Annotated in this window: 19 protein-coding genes and 1 pseudogene; 14 read left to right on the top strand and 6 right to left on the bottom strand. The window is 71.2% G+C overall.

All coding sequences use genetic code 11. The features are described 5' to 3' along the window. Window positions 1-9: 9 nt before the first annotated feature. Complete coding sequence (locus AC0KTA_RS31145; protein ID WP_481051534.1) at window positions 10-1815, bottom strand: site-2 protease family protein; 1806 nt, start codon at window positions 1813-1815, stop codon at window positions 10-12. A gap of 129 nt (window positions 1816-1944) precedes the next feature. Here AC0KTA_RS31145 and AC0KTA_RS31140 point away from each other — a divergent pair, with 129 nt between their 5' ends. Next, window positions 1945-2826, top strand: a complete 882-nt coding sequence (locus AC0KTA_RS31140) for a RecB family exonuclease (protein ID WP_481051533.1) — start codon at window positions 1945-1947, stop codon at window positions 2824-2826. Between the two features lie 15 nt (window positions 2827-2841). After that, window positions 2842-3513 (top strand): response regulator, encoded by a 672-nt coding sequence (locus AC0KTA_RS31135; protein ID WP_016639462.1) that lies wholly within the window; start codon window positions 2842-2844, stop codon window positions 3511-3513. 210 nt (window positions 3514-3723) lie between these two features. On the opposite strand, the gene AC0KTA_RS31130 is transcribed toward AC0KTA_RS31135, so the two are convergent. The 4 genes from AC0KTA_RS31130 to metH all read right to left on the bottom strand — a co-directional run bounded on the left by AC0KTA_RS31130 (window position 3724) and on the right by metH (window position 11671). Beyond that, a complete protein-coding gene (locus AC0KTA_RS31130) occupies window positions 3724-5304 on the bottom strand; it encodes an ABC transporter substrate-binding protein (protein WP_481051532.1) in 1581 nt (526 codons plus the stop codon). Window positions 5305-5347: 43 nt separating this feature from the next. Beyond that, complete coding sequence (locus tag AC0KTA_RS31125) at window positions 5348-6955, bottom strand: ABC transporter substrate-binding protein (protein ID WP_481051531.1); 1608 nt, start codon at window positions 6953-6955, stop codon at window positions 5348-5350. Between the two features lie 360 nt (window positions 6956-7315). Next, a complete protein-coding gene (locus AC0KTA_RS31120; protein ID WP_481051530.1) occupies window positions 7316-8011 on the bottom strand; it encodes an HAD family hydrolase in 696 nt (231 codons plus the stop codon). A 129-nt stretch (window positions 8012-8140) separates the two neighbouring features. Beyond that, the gene (gene metH / locus AC0KTA_RS31115; protein WP_481051529.1) at window positions 8141-11671 is read right to left on the bottom strand and encodes a methionine synthase; all 3531 of its coding nucleotides are present in this window, start codon (window positions 11669-11671) and stop codon (window positions 8141-8143) included. 290 nt (window positions 11672-11961) lie between these two features. On the opposite strand from metH, the gene AC0KTA_RS31110 reads away from it, so the two are divergent. The 7 genes and pseudogenes from AC0KTA_RS31110 to mtnB all read left to right on the top strand — a co-directional run bounded on the left by AC0KTA_RS31110 (window position 11962) and on the right by mtnB (window position 19191). Continuing rightward, a complete protein-coding gene (locus AC0KTA_RS31110; protein WP_481051528.1) occupies window positions 11962-12726 on the top strand; it encodes an IclR family transcriptional regulator in 765 nt (254 codons plus the stop codon). 275 nt (window positions 12727-13001) lie between these two features. Continuing rightward, the gene (locus AC0KTA_RS31105) at window positions 13002-13793 is read left to right on the top strand and encodes an MIP/aquaporin family protein (protein ID WP_481051527.1); all 792 of its coding nucleotides are present in this window, start codon (window positions 13002-13004) and stop codon (window positions 13791-13793) included. Between the two features lie 50 nt (window positions 13794-13843). Beyond that, a complete protein-coding gene (gene glpK, locus AC0KTA_RS31100) occupies window positions 13844-15397 on the top strand; it encodes a glycerol kinase GlpK (RefSeq protein WP_481051526.1) in 1554 nt (517 codons plus the stop codon). Between the two features lie 47 nt (window positions 15398-15444). After that, the gene (locus AC0KTA_RS31095; protein ID WP_481051525.1) at window positions 15445-17064 is read left to right on the top strand and encodes a glycerol-3-phosphate dehydrogenase/oxidase; all 1620 of its coding nucleotides are present in this window, start codon (window positions 15445-15447) and stop codon (window positions 17062-17064) included. Window positions 17065-17263: 199 nt separating this feature from the next. Continuing rightward, complete coding sequence (locus AC0KTA_RS31090; protein WP_481051524.1) at window positions 17264-17866, top strand: 1,2-dihydroxy-3-keto-5-methylthiopentene dioxygenase; 603 nt, start codon at window positions 17264-17266, stop codon at window positions 17864-17866. Further along, window positions 17863-18576 (top strand): annotated as a pseudogene (gene mtnC, locus AC0KTA_RS31085) (acireductone synthase); the annotation flags it as partial. The gene AC0KTA_RS31090 and the pseudogene mtnC, both read left to right, overlap by 4 nt. A gap of 15 nt (window positions 18577-18591) precedes the next feature. Continuing rightward, window positions 18592-19191, top strand: a complete 600-nt coding sequence (mtnB, locus tag AC0KTA_RS31080; RefSeq protein WP_481056630.1) for a methylthioribulose 1-phosphate dehydratase — start codon at window positions 18592-18594, stop codon at window positions 19189-19191. A gap of 193 nt (window positions 19192-19384) precedes the next feature. Here mtnB and mtnA read toward each other — a convergent pair whose 3' ends face one another. Continuing rightward, window positions 19385-20440, bottom strand: coding sequence for an S-methyl-5-thioribose-1-phosphate isomerase (gene mtnA / locus AC0KTA_RS31075; protein ID WP_481051523.1), 1056 nt, complete (start codon window positions 20438-20440; stop codon window positions 19385-19387). A gap of 340 nt (window positions 20441-20780) precedes the next feature. Here mtnA and AC0KTA_RS31070 point away from each other — a divergent pair, with 340 nt between their 5' ends. The 5 genes from AC0KTA_RS31070 (at window position 20781) to AC0KTA_RS31050 (ending at window position 25095) form a co-directional block, all read left to right on the top strand. Further along, window positions 20781-21620 carry a nucleoside phosphorylase gene (locus AC0KTA_RS31070; protein WP_481051522.1) on the top strand — a complete coding sequence of 280 codons (840 nt, stop codon included), beginning with the start codon at window positions 20781-20783 and terminating at the stop codon, window positions 21618-21620. Continuing rightward, a complete protein-coding gene (locus tag AC0KTA_RS31065; RefSeq protein ID WP_481051521.1) occupies window positions 21617-22972 on the top strand; it encodes an amidohydrolase in 1356 nt (451 codons plus the stop codon). Before AC0KTA_RS31070 ends, AC0KTA_RS31065 begins: the two co-directional genes overlap by 4 nt. Further along, window positions 22969-23586 carry a sulfite oxidase-like oxidoreductase gene (locus AC0KTA_RS31060; protein WP_481051520.1) on the top strand — a complete coding sequence of 206 codons (618 nt, stop codon included), beginning with the start codon at window positions 22969-22971 and terminating at the stop codon, window positions 23584-23586. Before AC0KTA_RS31065 ends, AC0KTA_RS31060 begins: the two co-directional genes overlap by 4 nt. A gap of 1 nt (window position 23587) precedes the next feature. After that, window positions 23588-24322 (top strand): ferredoxin reductase, encoded by a 735-nt coding sequence (locus AC0KTA_RS31055; RefSeq protein WP_481051519.1) that lies wholly within the window; start codon window positions 23588-23590, stop codon window positions 24320-24322. Window positions 24323-24423: 101 nt separating this feature from the next. Then, window positions 24424-25095, top strand: coding sequence for a FadR/GntR family transcriptional regulator (locus AC0KTA_RS31050; protein ID WP_481051518.1), 672 nt, complete (start codon window positions 24424-24426; stop codon window positions 25093-25095). Window positions 25096-25150: the final 55 nt, after the last annotated feature.

Below are 25150 nucleotides of genomic sequence, written 5' to 3'. Positions count from 1 at the left end.
CGTAGCCCCTCAGCTGGGCCTCGCCATGGCCTTGACGAAGGCGCGCTCGACGTCCGCGGCGGACAGGACGCCGTAGATCTCGCCGGAGGTCTCGACGACGAGGTACTCCGTCGCGGGGGTCGAGCGCAGCCGGTCGAGGAGTTCCTCCCCGGCCAGCTCCGCCGGGATGCGCATGCCTTCGGTGATGTCCTGGGCGAGGCCGCTGACGGCGACCCAGGGGCGGCGGTGCTCGGGGACGCCGACGATCGCGGCCTCGCGGACCACGGACAGCGGGTCGCCGTCGGAGTCGACGACCACGAGGGCGCGGGCGCCCGCGGCGTTGGCGCGGCGCAGGGCCTCGGAGAGCGGGGTGTCCGTCTCCACGGGGACCGCACGCCGGGTCAGCGCGCGGGCGCGCAGCTCGGGCAGGTGCTCGCGCAGGCGGGCCATGCGCAGGCTGTTGCCGGCTCCCGTCCAGATGATCGCGGCGAGGATCGCGGCGAGCAGGGCGTCGGTGACGGTGTCCATGCCGCCGATGTCCTGGGTCTCGCCGCCGAGGGCGCCGGACTGGTTGAGGATCGGCAGGCCGACGAGCACGGAGATGGCGAGCGCGCGGCCGACCCAGGCGGCGGCGATGGTGCCGCTCATGGGCTTGCCGGTGATCTTCCAGACGACGGCGCGGAGCATACGGCCGCCGTCGAGCGGGAGGCCGGGCAGGAGGTTGAAGGCGGCGACGATGAGGTTGGAGATCATCAGGCCCGCGAGCAGGACGCCCGGTACGGTGCCGGGTTCCACGGCCTGCATGCCCGCGTAGAAGACGCCCGCGAGGACGAGGGAGAGCAGTGGGCCGACGAACGCGAGCACGAACTCGCGTCCCGGGGTCTCGCTCTCCTTCTCGATCTCGCTGACGCCGCCGAAGAACTGGAGCTGGATGCGGCGCACCGGCAGCTTGAAGCGGAGGGCCGCGACGGTGTGGGCCAGCTCGTGCACGAGTACGGAGGCGTAGAAGGCGACCGCGAAGAACAGTGACACGAGATAGCGGGCGCCACCGAGCTCGGGCAGCACGCGGTCGAGCTGGCCGCCGAACACCCAGGTGATGAGCGCGGCGACCAGGAACCAGCTCGGCGCGACGTACACGGGCACACCGAAGGGCCGCCCCATGAGCAACCCGCCACCGGGGTTCTTCGGCTCCTCCTTGGGCGGCTCGCCGGAGTGGTGGGCGTGCGCCCGCGGTGGCGGGGCACTCTCGCGCCGGTCGACGCCGCCAGGTCCGTCACTGCGGTGCTCTTTGCGCACGGAGACGGGGGTGGTTGGGCGGGTGGGGGTGGCGGGGGCCGCGGGGGCGGCGTGATCGTCTGACGGGGGCGCCGCCGGGCCGGCGTGATCGGGCACCGAGGGCACTGCTGAGTCGGCGTGATCGGCCGCCGAAGACGCCGACGAACCGGCGCGATCGGGCACCGAGGGCGCTGCCGAATCGGGGTCACCGGCTGCCGGAGGCACCGACGAGCTGGCGCGATCGGGCGCCGAGGGCGCCGTCGCGTCGGCGCGATCGGCTGCCGGAGGCACCGACGAGCCGGCGTCGGTGCGACGGTCGTCCGCCCCGGGCCGGGGCCTGTTCGCCGTCGGACCGCCGGGCTCCTTGCCGGTGCTGTGGGCGGCTTCGGCGTCGGCTTCAGGGCCCGTCGGGCTCTCTGCCGGGCGGGGGGCGTCGCTGCGGTGGTCGGGCGCGGACCGGGACGTGCTGGGCGGCGCGTCCTCCGCCTCGGCGGGCGCGTTCTCCGCCTGGGCGGGCGCGTGCTCGGACTGCGGCCTGCCGCTGCCGCCGCTTTCGTCCACGATGTCCCCTCGTTCGAAGCGTCCCCCGCTCCTGCAGTCGCGCGGTACACGCACGATCATGCAGGGCGAGAGGGTCTGTCGTCGATGGTATGCGGCCGATGTCAGTGGCGGGTCGTAGGGTCTGTCGTCATGGAAACCAGGACCCACGACGTCGGGGTGGCCGCGCGCCCGGCGTCCCTGTCGCCCTCGCGCGCGAGCGACTTCATGCAGTGCCCGCTGCTGTATCGCTTCCGGGTGATCGACAAGCTGCCGGAGAAGCCGAGCGAGGCCGCGACGCGCGGCACTCTGGTCCACGCGGTCCTGGAGAGACTCTTCGACGCCCCCGCGACGGAGCGCACCGCGCCGCGGGCCAAGGCGCTCGTCCCGGGCCAGTGGGACCGCCTGCGCGAGGCCAAGCCGGAGCTGGCCGAGCTGTTCGCCGACGACGGCGGGGGCGAGCGCGTCACCCAGTGGCTTGCCGACGCGGAGAAGCTGGTCGAGCGGTGGTTCACGCTGGAGGACCCCACGCGCCTGGAGCCCGCCGAGCGGGAGCTTTTCGTGGAGGCCGAGCTGGCCTCGGGCCTGAAGCTGCGCGGCATCATCGACCGGGTCGACGTCGCCCCGACCGGCGAGGTCCGCATCGTCGACTACAAGACCGGAAAGGCCCCCCGCCCCGAGTACGCGGAGGGCGCGCTGTTCCAGATGAAGTTCTACGCCCTCGTGGTGTGGCGCCTGAAGGGCCTGATCCCGCGCCGCCTGCAGCTCGTCTATCTCGGCAGCGGCGACGTGATCACGTACGACCCGGTGGAGGCCGACCTGGAGCGGGTCGAGCGCAAGCTGCTCGCGCTGTGGGAGGCCATCGTCCTCGCCACGGAGACGGGCGAGTGGCGGCCGCGCCCGACGAAGCTGTGCGGCTGGTGCGACCACCAGGCCGTCTGTCCGGAATTCGGCGGCACTCCCCCGCCGTATCCGCTTCCGGTGAGGCCGCCGGAGTCGCGCGCCGATGAGCAGGGCAGAATGGGCCCGGGCTAGGCGAAGGAGAGTTACGTGGCCATCCGCGTCCTACTGGTCGATGACCAGCCGCTGCTGCGCACGGGTTTCCGAATGATTCTGGAGGCCGAGCAGGACATCGCGGTCGTCGGCGAGGCCGGAGACGGCCTGCAGGCTCTCGACCAGGTGCGGGCGCTGCAGCCCGATGTGGTCCTGATGGATATCCGTATGCCCCGGATGGACGGGGTCGAGGCCACCCGGCAGATCACCGGGCCGGGCCGGGACGGCCCCGCGAAGGTCCTCGTCCTGACCACCTTCGACCTCGACGAGTACGTGGTGGAGGCGCTGCGCGCGGGAGCCAGCGGGTTCCTGCTGAAGGACGCGCCGGCGAACGAGCTGGTGCAGGCGATTCGTGTGGTCGCCGCGGGTGAGGCGATGCTCGCGCCGAGCATCACGCGGCGGCTGCTCGACAAGTACGCGGGGCATCTGCCGTCCGGGGACGAGCCCGTGCCCGACACCTTGCACACGCTGACCGAGCGTGAGGTGGAAGTCCTCAAGCTCGTCGCCCGCGGCCTGTCCAACGCGGAGATCGCCGCGGATCTGTTTGTCAGCGAGACCACGGTGAAGACGCACGTGGGGCACGTCCTCACGAAGCTGGGGCTCCGTGACCGGGTGCAGGCGGCGGTGTACGCCTACGAGAGTGGCCTGGTCCGGCCGGGGGCGCAGTAGCCCCCGGTACCCCAGTTTGGAACTGCACCGTCGGCCTGGGGCTGTGCCCACCCGTGCCGCCCCTGGCGGCCCAGCTGCCCACAGCAGGGAACGGAACGGTCGGCAGCGGCCCAGCTGCCCACAGCAGGTGCGGGGAGCGGGGGCCAGACAGCAGGAGGGGGTATCCCGCACGGGATACCCCCTCCTTTCACGCTCAGCCAAGCGCAGCGGCTAGCCCTTGCTGATCTCCCAGAAGCGGAACACCGTCGACGCGTCCAGGCAGTTCTCCAGGCCGTAGACGTTCTCGCGGACGACCGCGTACTGCTTGGCCTGCCAGACCGGGAGGATGGGGAGCTCGTCGGCGACGATGTCCTGGAGCTTGCCGTAGTCCGCGTCGGTCGTGGTGCGGTCGCTCTGCGCGGCCGTGGTCGGGATGATCTTCCCGGTGATGGTGTTGTTCTCGTAGTGGTTCTGCAGGACGTTGTCCTTGCCGAAGAACGGCTGCGTGAAGTTGTCCGGGTCCGGGTAGTCCGGCACCCAGCCCTTGACGTACACGCCGTACTTCCCGGCCTTGATGTCCTTCTCGTACTGCTCGAACTCGACGGACTTCACGTCCGCCTCGAACAGGCCGCTGGCGTTGAGCTGCTTGGCTATCGCGCGCAACTCGTCGTCGGTGGCCGGGCCGTAGCGGGACGGCGTGGACCACAGCGTCAGCTTGGCCTTGCCGTCGACGCCGGCCTCGCGCAGCGCGGCGGCGGCCTTGTCGCGCTGCGGGCGCGCGCCGTAGGTGTCGAAGAACGCGGTGTTGTGGCCGCCGATACCGGCCGGGACGATCGAGTACAGCGGCGTCGCCGTGCCCTGGTACACCTGGTCGACGAGGGCCTCGCGGTCGAGGAGGTAGGCGATGGCCTTGCGCACGCCGGGCTTGCCGGCCACCGGGTCCTTCATGTTGAAGACCAGGTGCTGCACCTCCGCGCTGGTGCCCTCGACGATCTCCATCTTGTTGTCGGAGGTGCTCTTCTCGATGTCGGCGATGTCCGCGCCGGCCAGGCCTCGGTAGGCGACGTCGACCTCGTGGTCGGTGATCGCCTTCTTCAGGCCCTTGCGGTCGTCGTGGAAGAAGCGCAGGGTCACGCCGTCGTTGCGGGTCTTCGCGGTGCCCTTGTAGCCGGAGTTGACGGAGAAGACCGCCTCCTCCTTGTCGAACGAGTCGAGCTTGTACGGCCCGGAGCCCACGGCCTCGCCGTCCGTGCGGAGCTTGTCCATCGGGTACTCGCGGTGGTCGACGATGGAGCCGGCACCGGAGGCGATCTTGCTGGGGAAGGTCGCGTCGGGGTACTTCAGCTTGAAGACGACAGTCTTGGCGTCCGGCGTCTCGACCGTGTCGAGCATCGGCAGCATGGTCGCCGGGCCCCCGTCGACGTCGATCTTCCGCATGCGGTCGAAGGAGTACTTGACGTCCTTCGAGGTGAGGTCGTTGCCGTTGCTGAACTTCAGGCCGTCCCGCAGCGTGCAGGTGAAGACCTTCGTCCGCTGGTCCGTGAAGCCGCACTTCCGGGCGGCCTCGGGCTCCGGCTCGGTGGCGCCCTTGGGGAAGCTCAGGAGCGATTGGAAGACGTTGTTGAACAGCAGCCACGAACCCGGGTCGTAACCGGCCGCCGGGTCGGTGGCGAGGACGTCGTCGGACATCCCCACCACCACGGAGTCGCTGTCCTTGGCGGAGCCGCCGGACTCCGATCCGCAGCCGGTCAGCAGGGTCGCGGCCAGGCCGGAGGAGAGGGGCAGGGCCAGCCACTGGTTGCGCATTTTCACTTGCGTGCCTTGTCGTTGTTTCCGTACTCGGGTGCGGCGCCGGTCAGTCGCTCACACCGCGGGCGAGCTCCCACAGCTGCAGATTCGAAGCGGAGTTGAGAGCCCACTCGACACCCGTGATGTCGTCTCGGGCGGCTATGTACTGCTTGCCCTGCCACAGCGGGAGCACCGGGACGTCCTCGGCGACGATGTCCTGGATCTTCTCGATGCTCTTGATGGCGCTGAGGCGGTCGGCCTCGCGGCGGGAGGTGGGGATCAGTTCGTTGTTGATGGTGCGGTTGCGGTAGGGCGAGCCGAGGAAGTTGTCCTCGTCGAGGAACGGCGCGAGGAAGTTGTCGGCGTCGGGGAAGTCCGGGAACCAACCCATGCCGTAGACGTCGTACTTGCCCTCGCGCTCCGCCGGGCGGAAGGTGTTCCAGATCTCGCCCTTGATCTGCACGTCGAAGAGGCCGGTGTCGTTCAGCTGCCGCTGCAGCGTCTCGAACTCCTTCTTCGTGGCCGGGCCGTAGTGGTCCGTGGTGTAGTGCATGGTCAGCTTGACCGGCGTGTCGATGCCCGCGTCGTCGAGCAGCGACTTGGCCTTCTTCGGGTCCGGCTCCTCGTACTTGTTGAAGAACGAGTTGGAGTGGCCCGTGATGGTGGTCGGCACCAGCGAGTACAGCGGGTCGGCCGTCGCGCCGTACACGCTGCTCGCGAGCGCGCCGCGGTCGACGATCTGCGCCATGGCCTGCCGGACGGCCTTGTCCTTGACGGTCGCCGCCTCCGTGTTGAAGGCGAGGTAGCGGATCTCCAGGCCGGGCATCTCGACGAGGTCGATGTCCTTGCCGGGGCTCTCGTCGAGCTTCTTGATCTGCTGCGGCGACATGGTGCGGGTCATCAGGTCGATGTCGCCGCTGTCGAGCGCCTTCCCCATGCCGGCGGCGTTCACGAACGTCCGCAGCTCGACCTTGTCGTTCTCCGGGGTGAACGAACCCTTGTAGTGCGGGTTCTTGGAGAAGACGGCCTTGACGACCTGGTCGTTCTTCACTTCCGACTTGACGGTGTAGGGACCGGAACCGTCCACCTCGAAGCCGTCACGCAGCTTCGTCTTGCTGTAGTGGTCGGGGCTCACGATGCCCGCGGTCGGCGTGGCGAGCTTGTACGGGAACGTCGCGTCCGGGCTCTTGAGGTGGAAGACGATGCCGCGGTCGCCCTGGACCTCGATGGTCTCCACGTTCGACACGAGGCCGCTGGAACCGCTGGGGTCGGCGATCTTCATGTCGCGGACGCGCTCGATGGAGAACTTCACGTCGGCGGCGGTCAGCGCCTTGCCGTCGGCGAACTTCAGGCCCTTGCGCAGGGTGCAGGCGTACCGCTCGTTGCCGGTGTCGGTGAAGCCGCACTTCTGGGCGGCCTCGGGCTCCGGCTCGCCGCCCCCGCGCGGCAGGGCCATGAGCGTCTGCAGGGTCTGCCGCAGTACGTTCCAGGTTCCCGCGTCGTAGGCGTACGCCGGATCGAAGGGAGCCGGGACCTCCTTCGACACCGCGAACCGGTCCGTGGTGCCCACCCCGATGGGGCCGTCGCCGTCCCCACTGCCCGAACCGCCACACGCGGCGAGCGTGGAGGCGAGCAGACCTATCAGGGCCGGCAGCACCAAAGTCTTGCGGTTCATGCTGGACGTTCTCCAGAACTCTTGATCCCGTGTTTCCGGCAACGGCGGGGTGGGGTTGATGGGGCACGGGGGGGTGGGGCGATGTTCTCGCGACGAGATTAGTCCGCACCACCAGAGGCGCTGGAGGAGACCGGAGTTGGGGTTCCATCACGCAGTGATACGGGGCGTGGACGCACCGATAACCCGACACCGGAAGGTTTCGTGCACGGGCGGCCCAATCAGGACACAAGGTCCTGCCCGCACCCGGGGGTAAGGGCTCTCCTGCACAGGATCGAACCCCTGTCGACCCTCTTCGAAGTGGGAAACGTCACACTTTCAACTGGCCTTGCGGCCAGGGGATTTCGGCCACCGGCGGCCGGTTCAGGCGCTCATCAGGCCGTGCAGGAACCGCAGGTCGACATGTTCGAGCGAGGGCACGACGGTCCGGCCCGCGGCCGGGGCTATGGGTGCGACGGACGGCACGGCCACCACGCGGCAGCCCGCGGCCTCGGCGGCGGCCACGCCGGTCGCGGTGTCCTCGATGACGGCGCACCGGGCCGGGTCGGCGCCCAGGCGGGAGGCGGCAAGCAGATACGGGTCGGGGTGCGGCTTGGTGCGGGGCACCTCGTCGCCGGCGACGGTCAGCCGGAAGTGGTGGGCGCCGATGGAGTCCAGGACCCGGTCGATGATGCGCCGGTGCGAGGCGGACACGAGCCCCGTCGGCACCTCGTGGGCGGCGAGTTCGGTGAGGAGTCTCCCGGCCCCGGGCATCAGCGGCAGGGCGCGGCTGATGCGGTCCTCGAAGCCGTCGTTGAGCAGGACGGTCAGTTCGGGGAGTGTGATGTCGGCGCCGGTGGCCTCGATGAGGAAGCCGGCGCTGCGGGTCATGGGCCCGCCGACCACGACGTCCCGCCAGGCCTCGTCGAGCGCGTGCCCGAGCGCGGCGAAGACCTCCACCTCGGCGTCCCACCAGAAGCCCTCGGTGTCCACGAGGGTTCCGTCCATGTCGAGGAGAACGGCCTGCAGGGCGGAGCCTTCGGCCGTTCGGGTACCGAGCGCGGGAACCGTACTGGTCATCCGGGCACACCTCCGTATAGGGACGAGAAGGCCGGCCCCCAGAAGGGGACCGGCCTGAGCTGGACCGTCCAGTGTACGACTGCCCGGATCGAAGCGCCTCTCAATACTGCCGCACGCCGCCCCTGCAGCTCAGCGGGCGTTGAAGTACTTCGCCTCAGGATGGTGGATCACGATGGCGTCCGTGGACTGTTCGGGGTGGAGCTGGAACTCCTCCGAGAGTTCGACGCCGATCCGCTCCGGGCGCAGGAGTTCGGCGATCTTGGCGCGGTCCTCCAGGTCGGGGCAGGCGCCGTAGCCGAGGGAGAAGCGGGCGCCGCGGTACTTCAGCGCGAACATGTCCTCGACGTCGGCCGGGTCCTCGCCGGCGAAGCCGAGCTCGGAGCGCACCCGCGCGTGCCAGTACTCGGCGAGCGCCTCGGCCAACTGCACGGACAGGCCGTGCAGTTCGAGGTAGTCGCGGTAGGCGTCGGCGGCGAACAGCTCGGCCGTGGCCTCGCCGATCTTCGAGCCGACGGTGACGACCTGCAGGCCCACCACGTCCTGCTCGCCCGACTCCTCGGGGCGGAAGAAGTCCGCGAGGCACAGGCGCCGGCCGCGGCGCTGGCGCGGGAAGGAGAAGCGGGTCCGCTCGTTGCCCTGCTCGTCCAGGATGATCAGGTCGTCGCCCTTGGAGACGCACGGGAAGTAGCCGTAGACGACGGCCGCTTCCAGCAGGTTCTTGGTCTGCAGCTCGTCGAGCAGACCGCGAAGCCGCGGCCGGCCCTCGCTCTCGACCAGTTCCTCGTACGTCGGTCCGGCGCCGGTACGGGCCTGCTTCAGGCCCCACTGGCCCTTGAACAGCGCGCCTTCGTCCAGCCAGGAGGCGTACTCCTTGAGCTGGATGCCCTTGATGACGCGGGTGCCCCAGAACGGCGGCGTGGGCACGGGGTTGTCGGTGGCGACGTCGGAGCGCGCCGGGCCCTCGGGCTCCTTGACCGCCTCGGCGGGAAGGTCCTTCTTCGGTACGCGGCGCTGCTTGAGCTCGGGCAGGGTGGCGCCGGGGACGCCGCGCTTGACCGCGATCAGGGCGTCCATCAGGCGCAGTCCCTCGAACGCGTCGCGGGCGTAGCGGACTTCGCCCTCGTAGATCTCGTGCAGGTCCTGCTCGACGTACGCCCGGGTGAGGGCGGCACCGCCGAGGATGACCGGGTAGTCGGCGGCCATCCGGCGCTGGTTGAGCTCCTCCAGGTTCTCCTTCATGATCACGGTCGACTTGACCAGGAGGCCGGACATGCCGATGACGTCGGCCCGGTGTTCCTGGGCGGCGTCCAGGATCGCGGCGACGGGCTGCTTGATGCCCAGGTTGACCACGTTGTAGCCGTTGTTGGACAGGATGATGTCGACGAGGTTCTTGCCGATGTCGTGGACGTCGCCGCGCACCGTGGCGAGCACGATGGTGCCCTTGCCCTCGGCGTCGGTCTTCTCCATGTGCGGTTCCAGGTAGGCCACCGCGGTCTTCATGACCTCGGCGGACTGGAGCACGAAGGGCAGCTGCATCTGGCCGGAGCCGAAGAGCTCGCCGACGACCTTCATGCCCTCCAGGAGCGTGTCGTTGACGATGTCCAGGGCCGGACGGTCCGCGAGGGCCTCGTCGAGGTCGGCCTCCAGGCCGTTCTTCTCGCCGTCGATGATGCGGCGCTGCAGCCGCTCGTCCAGCGGCAGGGCGAGGAGCTCCTCGGCCTTGCCCGCCTTCATGGACTTCATGTTGACGCCCTCGAAGAGCTCCATGAGCTTCTGCAGGGGGTCGTAGCCCTCGGCGCGGCGGTCGTAGATCAGGTCGTGGGCGGCCTTGACCTGCTCCTCGTCCAGGCGCGCGATCGGCAGGATCTTGGAGGCGTGCACGATGGCGGAGTCCAGGCCCGCCTTGACGCACTCGTCCAGGAAGACGGAGTTGAGGACGACGCGGGCGGCCGGGTTGAGGCCGAAGGAGATGTTGGACAGGCCGAGCGTGGTCTGCACGTCCGGGTGGCGGCGCTTGAGTTCGCGGATCGCCTCGATGGTGTGGATGCCGTCCTTGCGGGACTCCTCCTGACCGGTGCAGATGGTGAAGGTCAGGGTGTCGATGAGGATGTCCGACTCGTGGATGCCCCAGTTGGTCGTCAGGTCCTCGATGATGCGCTCGGCGATGGCGACCTTGTTCTCGACGGTGCGGGCCTGGCCCTCCTCGTCGATGGTCAGGGCGATGAGCGCGGCGCCGTGCTCCTTGGCGAGCGCGGTGACCTTGGCGAAGCGGGACTCGGGGCCGTCGCCGTCCTCGTAGTTGACGGAGTTGATGACCGCGCGGCCGCCGAGCTTCTCCAGGCCGGCCTGGATGACCGGCACCTCGGTGGAGTCCAGGACGATGGGCAGCGTGGAGGCGGTGGCGAAGCGGCCGGCCAGCTCCTGCATGTCCTGGACACCGTCGCGGCCCACGTAGTCGACGCACAGGTCGAGCATGTGGGCGCCCTCGCGGATCTGGTCGCGCGCCATCTCCACGCAGTCGTCCCAGCGGCCGTCCAGCATGGCCTCGCGGAACTTCTTCGAGCCGTTGGCGTTGGTGCGCTCACCGATGGCCATGTACGAGGTGTCCTGGCGGAACGGGACAGTCTGGTAGAGCGAGGCGGCGCCCGGCTCGGGGCGCGGCTCGCGCGCGGTCGGGGTGAGCCCGCGCACCCGCTCGACGACCTGCCGCAGGTGCTCGGGCGTGGTGCCGCAGCAGCCGCCGACCAGGGACAGGCCGTACTCGCGGACGAAGGTCTCCTGGGCGTCGGCCAGCTCGGGGGCCGTCAGCGGGTAGTGCGCGCCGTCCTTGCCGAGGACGGGCAGGCCGGCGTTGGGCATGCAGGCCAGCGGGACGCGGGAGTGCCGGGCCAGATAGCGCAGGTGCTCGCTCATCTCGGCCGGTCCGGTCGCGCAGTTCAGGCCGATCATGTCGATGCCCAGCGGCTCCAGGGCGGTGAGCGCGGCGCCGATCTCCGAGCCGAGCAGCATGGTGCCGGTCGTCTCGACGGTGACGGAGCAGATCAGGGGGAGGTTCGTGCCGGTGGCGTCCAGGGCGCGGCGGGCGCCGAGCAGGGCGGACTTGGTCTGCAGCAGGTCCTGGGTGGTCTCGACCAGGAGCGCGTCGGCGCCGCCCGCGATCATGCCTTCGGCGTTCTGCTGGTAGGCGTCGCGCAAGGTGGTGTACGGGGCGTGGCCGAGGGTCGGCAGCTTGGTGCCGGGGCCCATGGAGCCGAGGACCCAGCGCTGCTGCCCGGTGGAGGCGGTGAACTCGTCGGCGACCTCGCGGGCGATGCGGGCGCCGGACTCGGAGAGCTCGAAGACGCGCTCGGGGATGTCGTACTCACCGAGGGCCGCGTGGTTCGCGCCGAAGGTGTTGGTCTCGACGCAGTCGACACCCGCGGCGAAGTACTCCCGGTGTACGGCGGCCACGATGTCGGGGCGGGTGACGTTCAGGATCTCGTTGCAGCCCTCGAGGTTCTCGAAGTCCTCGAGGCTGGGGTCCTGTGCCTGCAGCATGGTGCCCATCGCGCCGTCGGCGACCACCACGCGGGTCGCCAGTGCTGAGCGGAGGGCGTCGGCCCGGCTTCCGGCGGAGGCGTCCGCTGCGGAATCGGATGAGGGGGTCGGCGACGAGGCCATGAATGAGCTCCCTGGAGTGCGACGGCTGTCGGCTTTGCGGTTTCCGGTGGAACCCGCACGCCGCCAGGGTAGCCGGGACCTCGTCCGTCCGTGAGAGCGTCCCAGCGGGCGGACGGGCGGATGAGTGGCCGGAAGTGGTCGTTCGGCCGTACGCGGCGGGAATCGCCGCGTACGCACCCTTAGCCACAGGTCGGCAACGACCGATAGTGTTCAGCATTGTCGAACGGTGAAAGCGTTCTTGAGTTCGCTGCGGACGGTGTGCGCGGCACGGGATGGAGGACAGGGCTGCGATGGCACGGAACATCCAGTCGCTCGAGCGGGCCGCCGCGATGCTGCGGCTGCTCGCGGGCGGCGAGCGCCGGCTCGGCCTCTCGGACATCGCGTCCTCCCTGGGGCTCGCCAAGGGCACGGCGCACGGCATCCTGCGCACGCTGCAGCAGGAGGGCTTCGTCGAGCAGGACGCGGCGTCCGGGCGCTATCAGCTCGGCGCGGAGCTGCTGCGGCTGGGCAACAGTTATCTGGACGTGCACGAGCTGCGCGCCCGCGCGCTCGTGTGGACCGACGACCTGGCCCGCTCCAGCGGCGAGAGCGTGTACCTGGGCGTGCTGCACCAGCAGGGCGTGCTGATCGTGCACCACGTGTTCCGGCCCGACGACAGCCGGCAGGTCCTGGAGGTCGGGGCGATGCAGCCGCTGCACTCCACGGCGCTCGGCAAGGTGCTCGCCGCGTACGACCCGGTGGCGCACAGCGAGGCGCTGGAGTGCGACCGGGAGTCGTTCACCGCGCGCACCGTCACCGCGCAGGAGAGCTTCGAGGAGGTCCTCGATCTCACCCGCGCGCGCGGGTACGCGGACGACGCCGAGGAGACGTGGGAGGGCATCGCGTCCGTGGCCGCGCCCATTCACGACCGGCGGCGGATGCCGGTGGGGGCGGTGGGGATCACCGGGGCCGTGGAGCGGGTGTGCCCTTCGGGCGAGATGCGGCCCGAGCTGATCGCCGCGGTGCGGGACTGCGCGCGGGCGGTGTCGAGGGACTTGGGCGCGAGCCGGTTCTGACCTGGGCCCCGGCGGGGATCCGCGCGTTTCTGGTTGCGAGTCCGGCGATAACCCAGAACGATCAATAACGATCGTGTTTTCAATTACAGAAGTCTTGACGTGTTGGTAACCCCACAGCCAGACTCGCGTCCACCGGTCGGCATTGTCGAACACCTAACGGCATTACGCGTTACAGTGGGGCAAGCCAGGGCCGGCAACGCCCTCACCTGAGGGCGCGGACCACCGGAGGGACCCGGGGTTCGCCTTCCCCTGGACGAAGGACAAAGGAGTCGCGGGTGTCCAGCTCCGACATCTTCATCGGCGAGACCATCGGTACCGCCCTGCTCATCCTGCTCGGCGGCGGCGTCGTCGCCGGCGTCGTACTCAAGCGTTCGAAGGCCAAGGACGCCGGGTGGCTCGCCATCACGTTCGGTTGGGGCTTCGCCGTCCTGACCGGCGCCTACATGGCGGGGGGCGTCTCCGGCGCCCACCTCAACCCGGCGGTCACCATCGGTCTCGCGATCGAGGGCGGCACCAAGTGGAGCGATGTTCCGCTCTACCTGGCCTCCGAACTGCTCGGCGCGATGATCGGCGCCTTCCTGGTGTGGGTCGCGTACATGGGCCAGTTCAACGCCCACCTGACCGATCCCGAGATCCTCGCGGCGCAGCCGGCCGAGGAGGGCATGGTCGATCAGAAGGCCGCGCCCAAGGCCGGCCCGGTGCTCGGCATCTTCTCGACGGGCCCCGAGATCCGGAACTACGTCCAGAACGTGCTCACCGAGATCATCGGCACGTTCGTCCTGGTGATCGCCATCCTCACGCAGGGCCTGAACGACGAGGGCAACGGCCTCGGCGTCCTCGGCGCCCTGATCACCGCGCTCGTCGTGGTCGGCATCGGCCTCTCGCTCGGTGGCCCCACGGGCTACGCGATCAACCCGGCCCGTGACCTCGGTCCGCGCATCGTGCACGCCCTGCTCCCGCTGCCCAACAAGGGCCGCTCGGACTGGACGTACGCCTGGGTGCCGATCGTCGGCCCGCTGGTCGGCGGCGCCCTCGCGGCCGGTCTCTACAACCTCGCGCTCAAGTAGGAGCGCGACAGCGACCGAAGACCGCCTGAGACAGACCGCCGAGCAAGAACATGGAGCACACCGTGACCACCGACGCACACACCGCCGGCCCCTTCATCGCGGCCATCGACCAGGGCACCACGTCCAGCCGCTGCATCGTCTTCGACCGGGACGGCCGCATCGTCTCCGTCGACCAGAAGGAGCACGAGCAGATCTTCCCGAAGCCGGGCTGGGTCGAGCACAACGCCACCGAGATCTGGACCAACGTCGAGGAAGTCGTCGCCGGAGCCATCTCCAAGGCCGGCATCACCCGCGACGACATCAAGGCCATCGGCATCACCAACCAGCGTGAGACCACGCTGCTCTGGGACCGGAACACCGGCGAGCCGGTGTACAACGCCATCGTCTGGCAGGACACCCGCACCGACGCCCTCTGCAGGGAGCTCGGCCGCAACGTCGGCCAGGACCGCTTCCGCCGCGAGACGGGCCTGCCCCTCGCCTCCTACTTCGCCGGCCCCAAGGCCCGCTGGCTGCTCGACAACGTCGAGGGCCTGCGCGAGCGCGCCGAGGCGGGCGACATCCTCTTCGGCACCATGGACTCCTGGGTCATCTGGAACCTGACGGGCGGGGTGAACGGCGGCAAGCACGTCACCGACGTCACCAACGCCTCGCGCACCATGCTGATGAACCTGCACACCATGGAGTGGGACGAGCGCATCGCCGAGTCCATCGGCGTGCCGATGCAGATCCTCCCCGAGATCCGCTCCTCCGCCGAGGTCTACGGCGCGGTCACCGGCGGCAAGCTCGGCGACCTGCTCGGCGGCATCCCGGTCGCCTCCGCGCTCGGCGACCAGCAGGCGGCCCTGTTCGGCCAGACCTGTTTCGAGGAGGGCGAGGCCAAGTCCACGTACGGCACCGGCACGTTCATGCTCATGAACACCGGTGAGAAGGCCATCAACTCCTACTCCGGGCTGCTGACCACCGTCGGCTACCAGATCGGCGACAAGAAGCCGGTCTACGCCCTCGAGGGCTCCATCGCCGTCACCGGCTCCCTCGTGCAGTGGATGCGCGACCAGATGGGCCTGATCAACTCCGCCGCCGAGATCGAGACGCTCGCGTCCTCGGTCGAGGACAACGGCGGCGCCTACTTCGTACCGGCCTTCTCCGGCCTGTTCGCCCCGTACTGGCGCTCCGACGCCCGCGGTGTGATCGCCGGTCTCACCCGGTACGTCACCAAGGCGCACATCGCGCGCGCCGTCCTGGAGGCCACCGCCTGGCAGACCCGCGAGATCACCGACGCCATGACGAAGGACTCCGGCGTCGAACTCGCGGCCCTCAAGGTCGACGGCGGCATGACCTCCAACAACCTGCTGATGCAGACCCTCTCGGACTTCCTGGACGCCCCCGTGGTGCGCCCGATGGTCGCCGAGACGACCTGCCTCGGCGCCGCCTATGCCGCCGGTCTCGCCGTCGGCTTCTGGTCCTCCACCGACGACCTGCGCGCCAACTGGCGCCGGGCCGCGGAGTGGACCCCCCGCATGGACGCGGACACCCGCGCCCGTGAGTACAAGAACTGGCTCAAGGCCGTCGAGCGGACCATGGGCTGGCTCGAGGACGAGAGCTGACGAGAGCTGAACCGCACTCAGCTCGGCTGATGAGGAGTTAAGCAATCATGACCACCCTGCAGAGCGGCCCCGCCATCCCGGCTCTGGGCACGCCCCCGGCCGTCGGCAGCGCCCCGAGCCGCGCCGAGACCCGGGAGCGTCTGTCCAAGGCGTCCTACGACCTCCTGGTGATCGGCGGCGGAATCCTGGGCATCTCCACCGCCTGGCACGCCGCGCAGTCGGGTCTCAGGGTGGCCCTGGTGGACGCCGGCGACTTCGCCGGCGCCACCTCCTCCGCCTCCTCCAAGCTGCTCCACGGCGGTCTGCGCTACCTGCAGACCGGCGCGGTGAAGCTGGTCGCGGAGAACCACTTCGAGCGGCGTGCGGTGTCACGCCAGGTGGCACCGCACCTCGCCAACCCGCTCACCTTCTACCTGCCGGTCTACAAGGGCGGCCCGCACGGCGCCGCCAAGCTCGGCGCGGGCGTCTTCGCCTACTCGGCGCTGTCCGCGTTCGGCGACGGCGTCGGCCACCTGCTCTCCCCCGCCAAGGCGGCGCAGGACGTGCCGGAGCTGCGCACGGACAACCTGAAGGCCGTGGCCGTGTACGGCGACGACCAGATGAACGACGCGCGCATGGCCCTGATGACGGTCCGCGCGGCCGCCGAGGCGGGCGCCGCCGTCCTCAACCACGCCGAGGTCACCGGCCTGCGCTTCACCAACGGCCGGGTCACCGGCGCCGACCTCAAGGACCGCATGGACGGCGCCGAGTTCGGCGTGAACGCCCGCCTGGTCCTGAACGCGACCGGCCCCTGGGTCGACCACCTGCGCAAGATGGAGAACCCGGACGCGGCCCCCTCCATCCGCCTGTCCAAGGGCGCGCACCTGGTCCTCAAGCGCACCGCCCCGTGGAAGGCCGCGCTGGCCACGCCGATCGACAAGTACCGCATCACGTTCGCCCTGCCCTGGGAGGACATGCTGCTGCTCGGCACCACCGACGAGGAGTTCGAGGGCGACCCGGCGGACGTCCGTGTCACCGAGTCCGACACCGCGCAGATCCTGGACGAGGCCGCGTTCTCCATCCGCGACCAGCAGCTGTCCCGGGACCTGATCACGTACTCCTTCGCGGGTCTGCGGGTGCTGCCGGGCGGTCCCGGCGACACCTCCAAGGCCAAGCGCGAGACGGTCGTCACCGAGGGCCGCGGCGGCATGCTGTCGGTCGCGGGCGGCAAGTGGACGACGTTCCGCCACATCGGCCGTACGGTCATGAAGAAGCTGGAGTCGCTGCCGGGCCACCCGCTCGGTGACGACTACGAGCCGATCTCGGAGCTGCCCAAGAAGCTGCCGCTGCCCGGTATCGCCAACCCGCGCGCGGTCGCCCACCGCCTGCTGGTCGACGGCCCGGCGCCCGGCCCGCGCATGGCGCCCGAGACCGCGCGGCACCTGGCCACGCACTACGGCTCCCTGTCCTTCGACATCGCCCGCCTGGCGAACGAGAACCCGGAGCTGGCCGAGCGCGTCCACCCCGACGCCCCGGAGATCTGGGCGCAGGTCGTCTACGCGCGCGACAACGAGTGGGCCGAGACGGCCGACGACGTGCTGCGCCGCCGTACGACGCTGACGATCCGCGGCCTCGCGACGGACGAGATCCGCGGCAAGGTCGAGGACCTGCTGGGCAAGAAGAGCTGAGCCCACGGCAGTTGGTGCAGTGAGTCACGGCAGTTGGTGCAGTGCGTAAGGGGCGGCCGCCATTGCGGCCGCCCCTTACGCATGCCCGGGCGGGTGTCGCTCCCCACTCCCCCTGACCACGGTGACCCGTGCCGGGCTACGATCCGCACAGGCGTCCGGCCAACGCCCCGAACCGCAGTCTGCCTCTTGGGAGCGACCGATGACTCTCCTGACCACCTGGCCGGAGTCCGGCCCCGAAGCCGTCGTCCGCCGCACCGCGGACCCCGCCGAGATCGCCGCCGCGCTCGCCCCCCTGGGCGTCCGCTACGAACAGTGGCCGGTCCGCGCGGACGTGCCCGCCGACGCGGACAGCGACACCGTGTTCGCCGCGTACCGCGGGGAGATCGACCGGCTCAACGCCGAAGAAGGCTTCCGGACCGTGGACGTCGTCGCGCTGCACCCGAGCGACGACCCCGGCTGGCCCGAGAAGGCGAAGGCGGCCCGGCAGAAGTTCCTCGCCGAGCACACCCACGACGACGATGACGAGGTCCGCTTCTTCGTCGCGGGCGCCGGCGTCTTCTATCTGCATGTGGCGGGCGAAGTGCACGCCGTGTACTGCGAGAAGGGCGATCTGCTCGGCGTGCCGCGCGGCACCACGCACTGGTTCGACATGGGTACGTCGCCGTCGTTCACCGCGATCCGCTTCTTCCACGAAGAAGACGGCTGGATCGGCAACTTCACCGGCAGCCCGATCGCCGAGCGCTTCCCCGACTTCGACTCGATCCACGCCGGTCACGCCGACGACGCGGGGTCCGCCGCATGAGCCTGCGCTTCGACGCGGGGTCCGTGGACGCGGTGGTGCTCGACATCGAGGGCACCACGAGCGCCACCGGCTTCGTCGTGGACGTGATGTATCCGTACGCCCGCGAGCGGTTCGGCGAGCTGCTCACGCGGCGGGCCCACGAGCCGGTCGTGGCGCGGGCGATGGCCCAGGTGCGCGAGGAGATCGGCGAGCCCGACGCGGACGCGGCGCGCGTCGAGAAGGTCCTCGGCGCGTGGGCCGACGCCGACCGCAAGTCCACACCCCTGAAGACCCTTCAGGGGGTCCTCTGGGCGGAGGGCTTCGCGAACGGGGACCTCGTCTCGCACTTCTACGAAGACGTCGTTCCGGCACTGCGGCGCTGGCACGCGGCCGGGCTGCGGCTCTACGTGTACTCGTCCGGGTCGGTGGCCGCGCAGCGCGCGTGGTTCACGCACTCCGCCGAGGGCGATCTCATGCACCTCGTCAGTGGTCTGTACGACACCGAGAACGCCGGGCCGAAGCAGGACGCGGCCTCCTACCGCGCCATCTCCGCCGCGATCGGCGTGCCGCCCGGCCGCACCGTCTTCCTCTCCGACCGGCTCGGTGAGCTGGACGCGGCGCGGGACGCCGGGTGGCGGACCGTGGGGATACGGCGGGCCGGGGAGCCGTACTTCGACGCCGGGGTCGGGGGGCATCCGGAGGCGGGGGGGTTCGGAGATATTGGGCCGACGCGTCTGGAGGGTGACGTGAAGTTGGAACTGGATCTGGAGGAGGCCGGGGCCGTGCTCGCCGGCGAGGCGGCTCGGTTCGCGTCCTTCGGCTGGATGCGGGGCACGTCCGGGAACCTGTCCGTCGTCGTCTCCCGCGACCCCCTCCGTCTGGCCGTCACCGCCAGTGGGCGCGACAAGGGCGAACTGACCTCCTCCGACGTGGTGTTGACCGACGCGTACGGTGCCGCGCTCGGGGCCGGGCGGCCGTCGGCCGAGGCCGCGCTGCACGCGCGTGTCGTGCGGCTCACCGGGGCCGGGGCCGTCGTGCATGTCCATACCGTCGCGTCCGTCGCCATGGGGCGGCGGGTGCCGGGTGGGATCCCGTTCCGGGATCTGGAGATGCTGAAGGGTCTCGGGCATCCCACGCACGAGGTGTCCGTCACCCTGCCGGTGATCGCCAACAGCCAGGACATGGGGGAGCTCGGGGATCGGCTGGAGGCCGCGTTGGCGCCGGGGATGCCGGCGGTGGTGGTGGCGGGGCACGGGCTTTATGTGTGGGGTGCGGATCCGCGTGAGGCGCGGCATCGGACCGAGGTGGTGGAGTGGCTGCTGGAGCTGGGGCTGGCCGGGGGGTGAGCCCTGGCGGGGCTTTCCCCAATCCCGCCCCTTCCCGAAACTGGGGCTCCGCCCCAGACCCCGCTCCTCAAACGCCGGAGGGGCTGGAACTCAGCCGCACATGATCAGCCCGTCCGGCGTTTGAGGACGAGCCGCGAAGCGGCGATACGGGGGTCCAGGGGGCGGAGCCCCCTGCCCGCGGCGGAGCCGCTAATCAACACAGCGGGAAGGGGCGGGCTTGGGGAAGTTCTCCCGCCGCAACCTCCCGCACCCCCCGCTCCGTCACCAACGCCGACACCAGTCCCCCCGGCGTCACGTCGAACGCCGGATTGTGCCCGCGCGAGGCCCCCGGAGCCGTCCGGACCCCGCCCCACGCGAGCACCTCGTCCTCGCCCCGCAGCTCGATGCGGATCCCGTCACCGGTGGCGGTCGCCAGATCCACCGTGGTCGTGGGCGCGGCGACGACGAACGGGATCCGGGCGTAGGCGCAGGCGAGCGCGATCCCGACGGTGCCCACCTTGTTCGCGGTGTCGCCGTTCGCGGCGATCCGGTCGGCCCCGACGACGACCGCGTCGACCTCGCCCCGCAGGATGGTCCCGGCGGCGGCGGAATCGGCCTGCACGAAGTGCGGGATGCCTTCCTGGGCGAGCTCCCAGGCGGTGAGCCGGGCTCCCTGGAGCAGCGGCCGGGTCTCGTCGGCGTACACGGTCTCCAGGCGCCCGCGCCGGTGCAGTTCACGTATGACGCCGAGCGCCGTACCCCAGCCGGCCGTGGCGAGGGCGCCGGTGTTGCAGTGGGTGAGCACGCGCAGCGGGCGGTCGACGCCGACGCGGTCGAGGAGCCAGTCGGCCCCGTACGCCCCCATCGCGTGGTTGGCCTTGAGGTCCTCGTCGACGACGGCGTGCGCCTCGGCGAGCACGGCGTCGAGGCCTTCGTCGACGCGCGGTGCGACGCGGTCCACGCACGCCATCAGGTTCACGGCGGTGGGCCGCGCCGCCCGGACGCGGGCGATCTCCGCGTCGAGCCGGGCGCGGGACCAGCCCTCCCGCCCGCCCTGGGCCAGGGCGAGCGCCACGCCGTACGCGCCCGCCGCGCCGATCGCGGGGGCGCCGCGCACCACCAACCGCACAATCGCGTCGACGAGTTGGTCGACGGTGCGCACTTCGAGGCGCTCCAGCGAGTGCGGGAGCGCCGTCTGGTCGATCAGGGACAGGGCGGGCGCGTCCGCCGTGGCCGTCCAGACGACGGCGCGCAGATCCTGGCTGCTCATGATGCTCAACTCCGAAGGGTCCACGGGGACATCGGGGCGATTGAGGGGTGCCGCCACCGTACCTGACCTGCTCGAACCACAATTCGAGACGTCCGCGCGGCCGTCCGAATCCTGGTGTTAGCCTCACTCCCCGCGCGCGTACTGTGCGGGCTCGCGGGGGCGCAACTCGCCCTCGGCAATGTGACGTTGTTCTCGGAGAGGAATCGGAGAGCAAGGCCGACACCGGTCTCGGAGAGCAAGAAGGCCGACACCGTTCGGAGAGCAAGGCCGAGACCGAAGCCGTCCGCCCCCTGCTGGCCCCCTGCTAGCCCCCTGCTAGCCCCCTGCTAGGAGCCCCCTGATGACCACGCCGACCCCCACCGACCCCCTGCCCGTCTCCGGAGTCCCGCGCTCCGGCCTGCCCCCGCACGCCGTCGTCGTCGGCGACCCCGCGCGCGCCGCGGCCGTCGCCGACCTCCTGGACGACGCCAAGGAGGTCTCGTACCACCGCGAGTACCGCACCTTCACCGGCACCTGGCAGGGCCTGCCCGTCGTCGTGTCCTCGCACGGCGTGGGCGCGCCCGGCGCGCTGTGTCTCTTCCAGGAGCTCGCCGAGGCCGGTGTGACGCACTTCATCCGGCTCGGCACGGCGGGCGCGATCCGGCCCGGCGTCGGGGACGGCGACCTGGTCGTCGCGGACGCGGCGGTGCGCGACGACGGCGTGACGCAGCAGCTGATCCCCGCCGAGTACCCGGCGTTCGCCGCGCCGGAGGCGGTGCTCGCCCTCCAGCGCGCGGCCCGCGCGGCACGGGCCCCGTACCACCGCGGCGTGGTGTGGACCCGGGCCGCCTTCCAGCCGGGCTTCCTGCCGCTGCCCGCCGACGCCTACGAGCGGGCCGGGGTCGCCGCCATCGAGATGGAGCTGTCGGCGCTGTACGTGTTCGCCTCGACGCACGGCCTGATCGCGGGCGGCGCGCTCGTCGTCGACGGCGCCAACGCCGACGAACTGGTCGACAAGGAGGCCACCGGCGGCTACGACCCGCACCGCACCGTGGTCGCCGACGGAGTCACCCGCGGCGCCCGGATAACCTTGGACGCACTGTGCCTGCTGGCCGCCGAGGACGCCGGGCTGCCCCACCAGGTCCCCGGTCCCGCACCCACCGCATCCACCGCACCCCTTCGCACGGAACGGAACGCATGACTCCCATCGATCTCCTCGTCCACGGCGGCGACGTCCTCACCGTCGACGCGTCCGGCACCGTCGTCCCCGACGGCGCGGTCGCCGTGCGCGCCGGTGAGATCGTCGAGGTCGGCCCCGCCGCGCGGCTGCGCGCCGCGTACACGGCGGCCGAGGAGATCGACGCGCGCGGCTGTCTGGTCCTGCCGGGGCTCATCAACACCCATACGCACCTGGCGATGACGCTGCTGCGCGGCTCCGCCGACGACGTGACGCTCCAGGGCTTCCTGGAGCGCGTCATCCCGCGCGAGGCCGCGCTGCTGTCGCCGGAGACGGTCGCGGCGGGCATCCGGGCGGCGATCGCGGAGTCGGTACGCGGCGGGGTGACGGCCGCGCTCGACATGTACTGGTTCCACGAGGCGGCCGAGGAGGTGGCGCGCGCGGCAGGCTGGCGGCTGCTGACCGGGCCGACGTTCATGGACGTGCCGGGGCCGCCGGACGGCCGCCCCTACGCGGACCGGCTCGGCTGGGCCGAAGCCCACCTGGCCGCCCGCACCCCGGCGCCGGGCACCCGGCCCGTGGTGTTCGCCCACTCCGCGTACACGCTGGTGCCCGAGCAGCTCACCGCGATCGCCGCGCTGGCCCGCGCGCACGGCGCCCTGCTGCACCTGCACGCCGCCGAGAACACCACCGAAGTGGCCACCGTCACCGAGCTGCACGGCATGCGGCCCGTCGAACTCCTCGACGCGCTCGGCGTGCTGGGCCCGGACACGCTCCTCGCGCACGCCGTCGACCTGACCGACGCCGAGATCGCGGCGCTCGCCCGCACGCGCACGGCCGTCGCGCACTGCCCGGTGTCCAACCTGAAGCTGGGCTGCGGCATAGCGCGGGTGCCGGACCTGGCCGCGGCGGGCGTCACCGTGGGCCTGGGCACCGACGGCGCGGTGAGCTCCAACACGCTCGACCTGCTCGGCGCGGTGCGGATGGCCGCGCTCGTGCACAAGGCGGGCGGCGACCCGACGGCGGTGGGCGCCGAGCAGGCCGTACGGATGGCGACCATCGACTCCGCGCGGGCCCTCGGGCTCGGCGAGCAGCTCGGATCCCTGGAACCGGGCAAGCGCGCCGACCTGATCGTCCTCGACCTGGACCGGCCGCATCTGGCACCCCGGCACGATCCGTACGCGACGCTCGCGTACGCCGCCGGGGCCGCGGACGTGCGCGACACCGTCGTGGACGGCCGCGTCCTGATGCGCGGGCGGGCCCTGCTCACCGTCGACGAGCGCCGAGCCGTGCGCGGCCTCCAGGACGCGGTGTCCGCCCCGGTGCCCCGCCCCCGTACGACCACCGAGCACCTGACCGGAAACGTCAGCACATGACCTCCGAACCCACCCGCGGCTTCACCGGCCGCGCCCGCGCCGCCGACCGCGACCCGCGCCTGCCCCCGGGGCAGTACGACGCCCGCGACGGCTGGCCCGTGCTTTCCGCCGAGGTGACGCCGCGTCTGGCCGCCGCCGACTGGACGTTCCGCGTCGACGGCCTCGTCGCGCGCCCGCGCACCTGGACCTGGGACGAGGCGCACGCCCTGCCCGCGTCGGAGTACCGGGGCGACATCCACTGCGTGACGAGCTGGTCCAAGTTCGGCGTGCGCTTCGGCGGCGTGAGCCTGGACGCGTTCCTCGCCGCCGCCGGGCCGACTCCCGCGGCCACGCACGTCGTCGCCCACTCCCACACCGGCTACACCGCCAACCTGCCGCTGGCCGACGTGACCGGCGGCCGGGCCTGGATCGCCTGGGAGTACGACGGCGCGCCGCTGCCGCCCGAGCACGGCGGGCCCGCCCGGCTGATCGTCCCGCACCTGTACTTCTGGAAGAGCGCCAAGTGGATCGCGGGCCTCACGCTCCTCGACCACGACGAGCCGGGCTTCTGGGAACAGAACGGCTACCACCACCGGGGCGACCCGTGGCGCGAGCAGCGATATGTGGGGGACTGACATGCAGACCGCCTTCGCCGTCCCCGGCCGCATCGCCGTCAGCAACCGCTCGGCCGCCGTCTGGCAGCCCGCCCTGATCACGGAGATCCGCCGCGAGACGCCCGCCGCCTCGACGTTCCGGCTCAAGGTGCCCGACTGGCAGGGCCATCTGCCCGGCCAGCACCTGATGCTGCGGCTCACCGCGCCGGACGGCTATGTGGCCCAGCGCCACTACTCGCTGGCGTCCGCGCCCGACGACAGCGGCGAGATCGAGCTGACCCTCGACCACGCGCCGGGCGGCGAGGTGTCCGGGCATCTGCACACCGTGGCCCGGGTGGGCGACACCGTGGAGGTGCGCGGCCCGCTGTCCGGATTCTTCGCCTGGCCCGGCGACCGGCCCGCGCTGCTGCTCGGCGCGGGCTCCGGCGTCGTACCGCTGATGTCGATGATCCGCCACCACCGCCGCGCGGGCCTGACGGTGCCGCTGCGCCTGATCGTCTCGGCCCGCACCCGGGAGGACCTGATCTACGCGGACGAGTACGGCGACGAGACCACGGCCGTCCTCACCGGCACCGAAGGCCGCCTGCACGCCGGGCACTTGGCGCCCTACCTCAGCGACGAGCACGGCGCCGGGCAGCCCGACGGCGGCTGGGAGGCGTACATCTGCGGCTCGAACGGCTTCGCCGAGCACGCCTCGCGGCTCCTGGTGGACGGCGGGCAGCCGGTGGACCGGATCAGGATCGAGCGCTTCGGCTGAACCCCCTGCTCACGGGCGGCCGCAGGGGACATAATGAGCCGATACATCGGATGTCTATTTCCGCCGGTCCGTACCGGTCCGCACACTGAGGCGAGGTCCCCATGGCTGTCACGGACGAGGCCATCGAAAAGATCAAGGGCATGATCGTCTCCGGCGCGCTGCGCCCCGGCGACCGGCTGCCCAAGGAGAGCGAGCTGGCCGCCGAGCTGGGCCTCTCCCGCAACTCGCTGCGCGAGGCGGTGCGCGCCCTGTCGCTGATCCGCATCCTGGACGTGCGGCAGGGCGACGGGACGTACGTCACGAGCCTGGACCCGCAGCTCCTCCTGGAGGCGCTGAGCTTCGTCGTCGACTTCCACCGCGACGACACCGTCCTCGAGTTCCTCGCGGTGCGCCGGATCCTGGAGCCCGCGGCCACGGCGATGGCCAGCACCCGCATCACCGAGTCCGAACTGGACACGCTCACCGAACAGTTGGACGCGCTCGGCGCCGCGCCGAGCGTGGAGGAGCTGGTGGCCTGCGACCTGGAGTTCCACCGCGGCATCGTGCAGTCGTCCGGGAACTCGGTGCTGTGCTCGCTGCTCGACGGCCTGTCCGGACCGACCACCCGGGCCCGCATCTGGCGCGGCCTGACCCAGGAGGACGCCGTCAGCCGCACCCTGCACGAGCACCGGGCGATCCTGGCGGCGCTGCGCGACCGGGACGCGGAGGCGGCGCGGTCCTGGGCGACGGTGCACATCGCGAGCGTGGAGCAGTGGCTGCGCTCCACCCTGTGAACCATGCGTGACGGGCAGTTGACCTGGGCAGTGATCCCGGCACTCGGCGCCGCCG

The sequence above is a fragment of the Streptomyces sp. Y309 genome (assembly GCF_056712025.1).
The sequence above is the reverse complement of the archived record's forward strand: the minus strand, read 5'-3'. Positions and strand labels throughout refer to the sequence as shown.

Excerpts from the sequence above, each read along its gene's own strand:
- AC0KTA_RS31055 (WP_481051519.1), top strand. The coding sequence starts at position 23,588 with ATGCAGACCGCCTTCGCCGTCCCCGGCCGCATCGCCGTCAGCAACCGC.
- AC0KTA_RS31140 (WP_481051533.1), top strand. The coding sequence starts at position 1,945 with ATGGAAACCAGGACCCACGACGTCGGGGTGGCCGCGCGCCCGGCGTCC.
- AC0KTA_RS31110 (WP_481051528.1), top strand. The coding sequence starts at position 11,962 with ATGGCACGGAACATCCAGTCGCTCGAGCGGGCCGCCGCGATGCTGCGG.
- AC0KTA_RS31050 (WP_481051518.1), top strand. The coding sequence starts at position 24,424 with ATGGCTGTCACGGACGAGGCCATCGAAAAGATCAAGGGCATGATCGTC.
- mtnA (WP_481051523.1), bottom strand. The coding sequence starts at position 20,440 with ATGAGCAGCCAGGATCTGCGCGCCGTCGTCTGGACGGCCACGGCGGAC.
- AC0KTA_RS31065 (WP_481051521.1), top strand. The coding sequence starts at position 21,617 with ATGACTCCCATCGATCTCCTCGTCCACGGCGGCGACGTCCTCACCGTC.
- AC0KTA_RS31090 (WP_481051524.1), top strand. The coding sequence starts at position 17,264 with ATGACTCTCCTGACCACCTGGCCGGAGTCCGGCCCCGAAGCCGTCGTC.
- AC0KTA_RS31070 (WP_481051522.1), top strand. The coding sequence starts at position 20,781 with ATGACCACGCCGACCCCCACCGACCCCCTGCCCGTCTCCGGAGTCCCG.
- AC0KTA_RS31060 (WP_481051520.1), top strand. The coding sequence starts at position 22,969 with ATGACCTCCGAACCCACCCGCGGCTTCACCGGCCGCGCCCGCGCCGCC.
- metH (WP_481051529.1), bottom strand. The coding sequence starts at position 11,671 with ATGGCCTCGTCGCCGACCCCCTCATCCGATTCCGCAGCGGACGCCTCC.
- AC0KTA_RS31095 (WP_481051525.1), top strand. The coding sequence starts at position 15,445 with ATGACCACCCTGCAGAGCGGCCCCGCCATCCCGGCTCTGGGCACGCCC.
- glpK (WP_481051526.1), top strand. The coding sequence starts at position 13,844 with ATGGAGCACACCGTGACCACCGACGCACACACCGCCGGCCCCTTCATC.
- AC0KTA_RS31120 (WP_481051530.1), bottom strand. The coding sequence starts at position 8,011 with ATGACCAGTACGGTTCCCGCGCTCGGTACCCGAACGGCCGAAGGCTCC.
- AC0KTA_RS31125 (WP_481051531.1), bottom strand. The coding sequence starts at position 6,955 with ATGAACCGCAAGACTTTGGTGCTGCCGGCCCTGATAGGTCTGCTCGCC.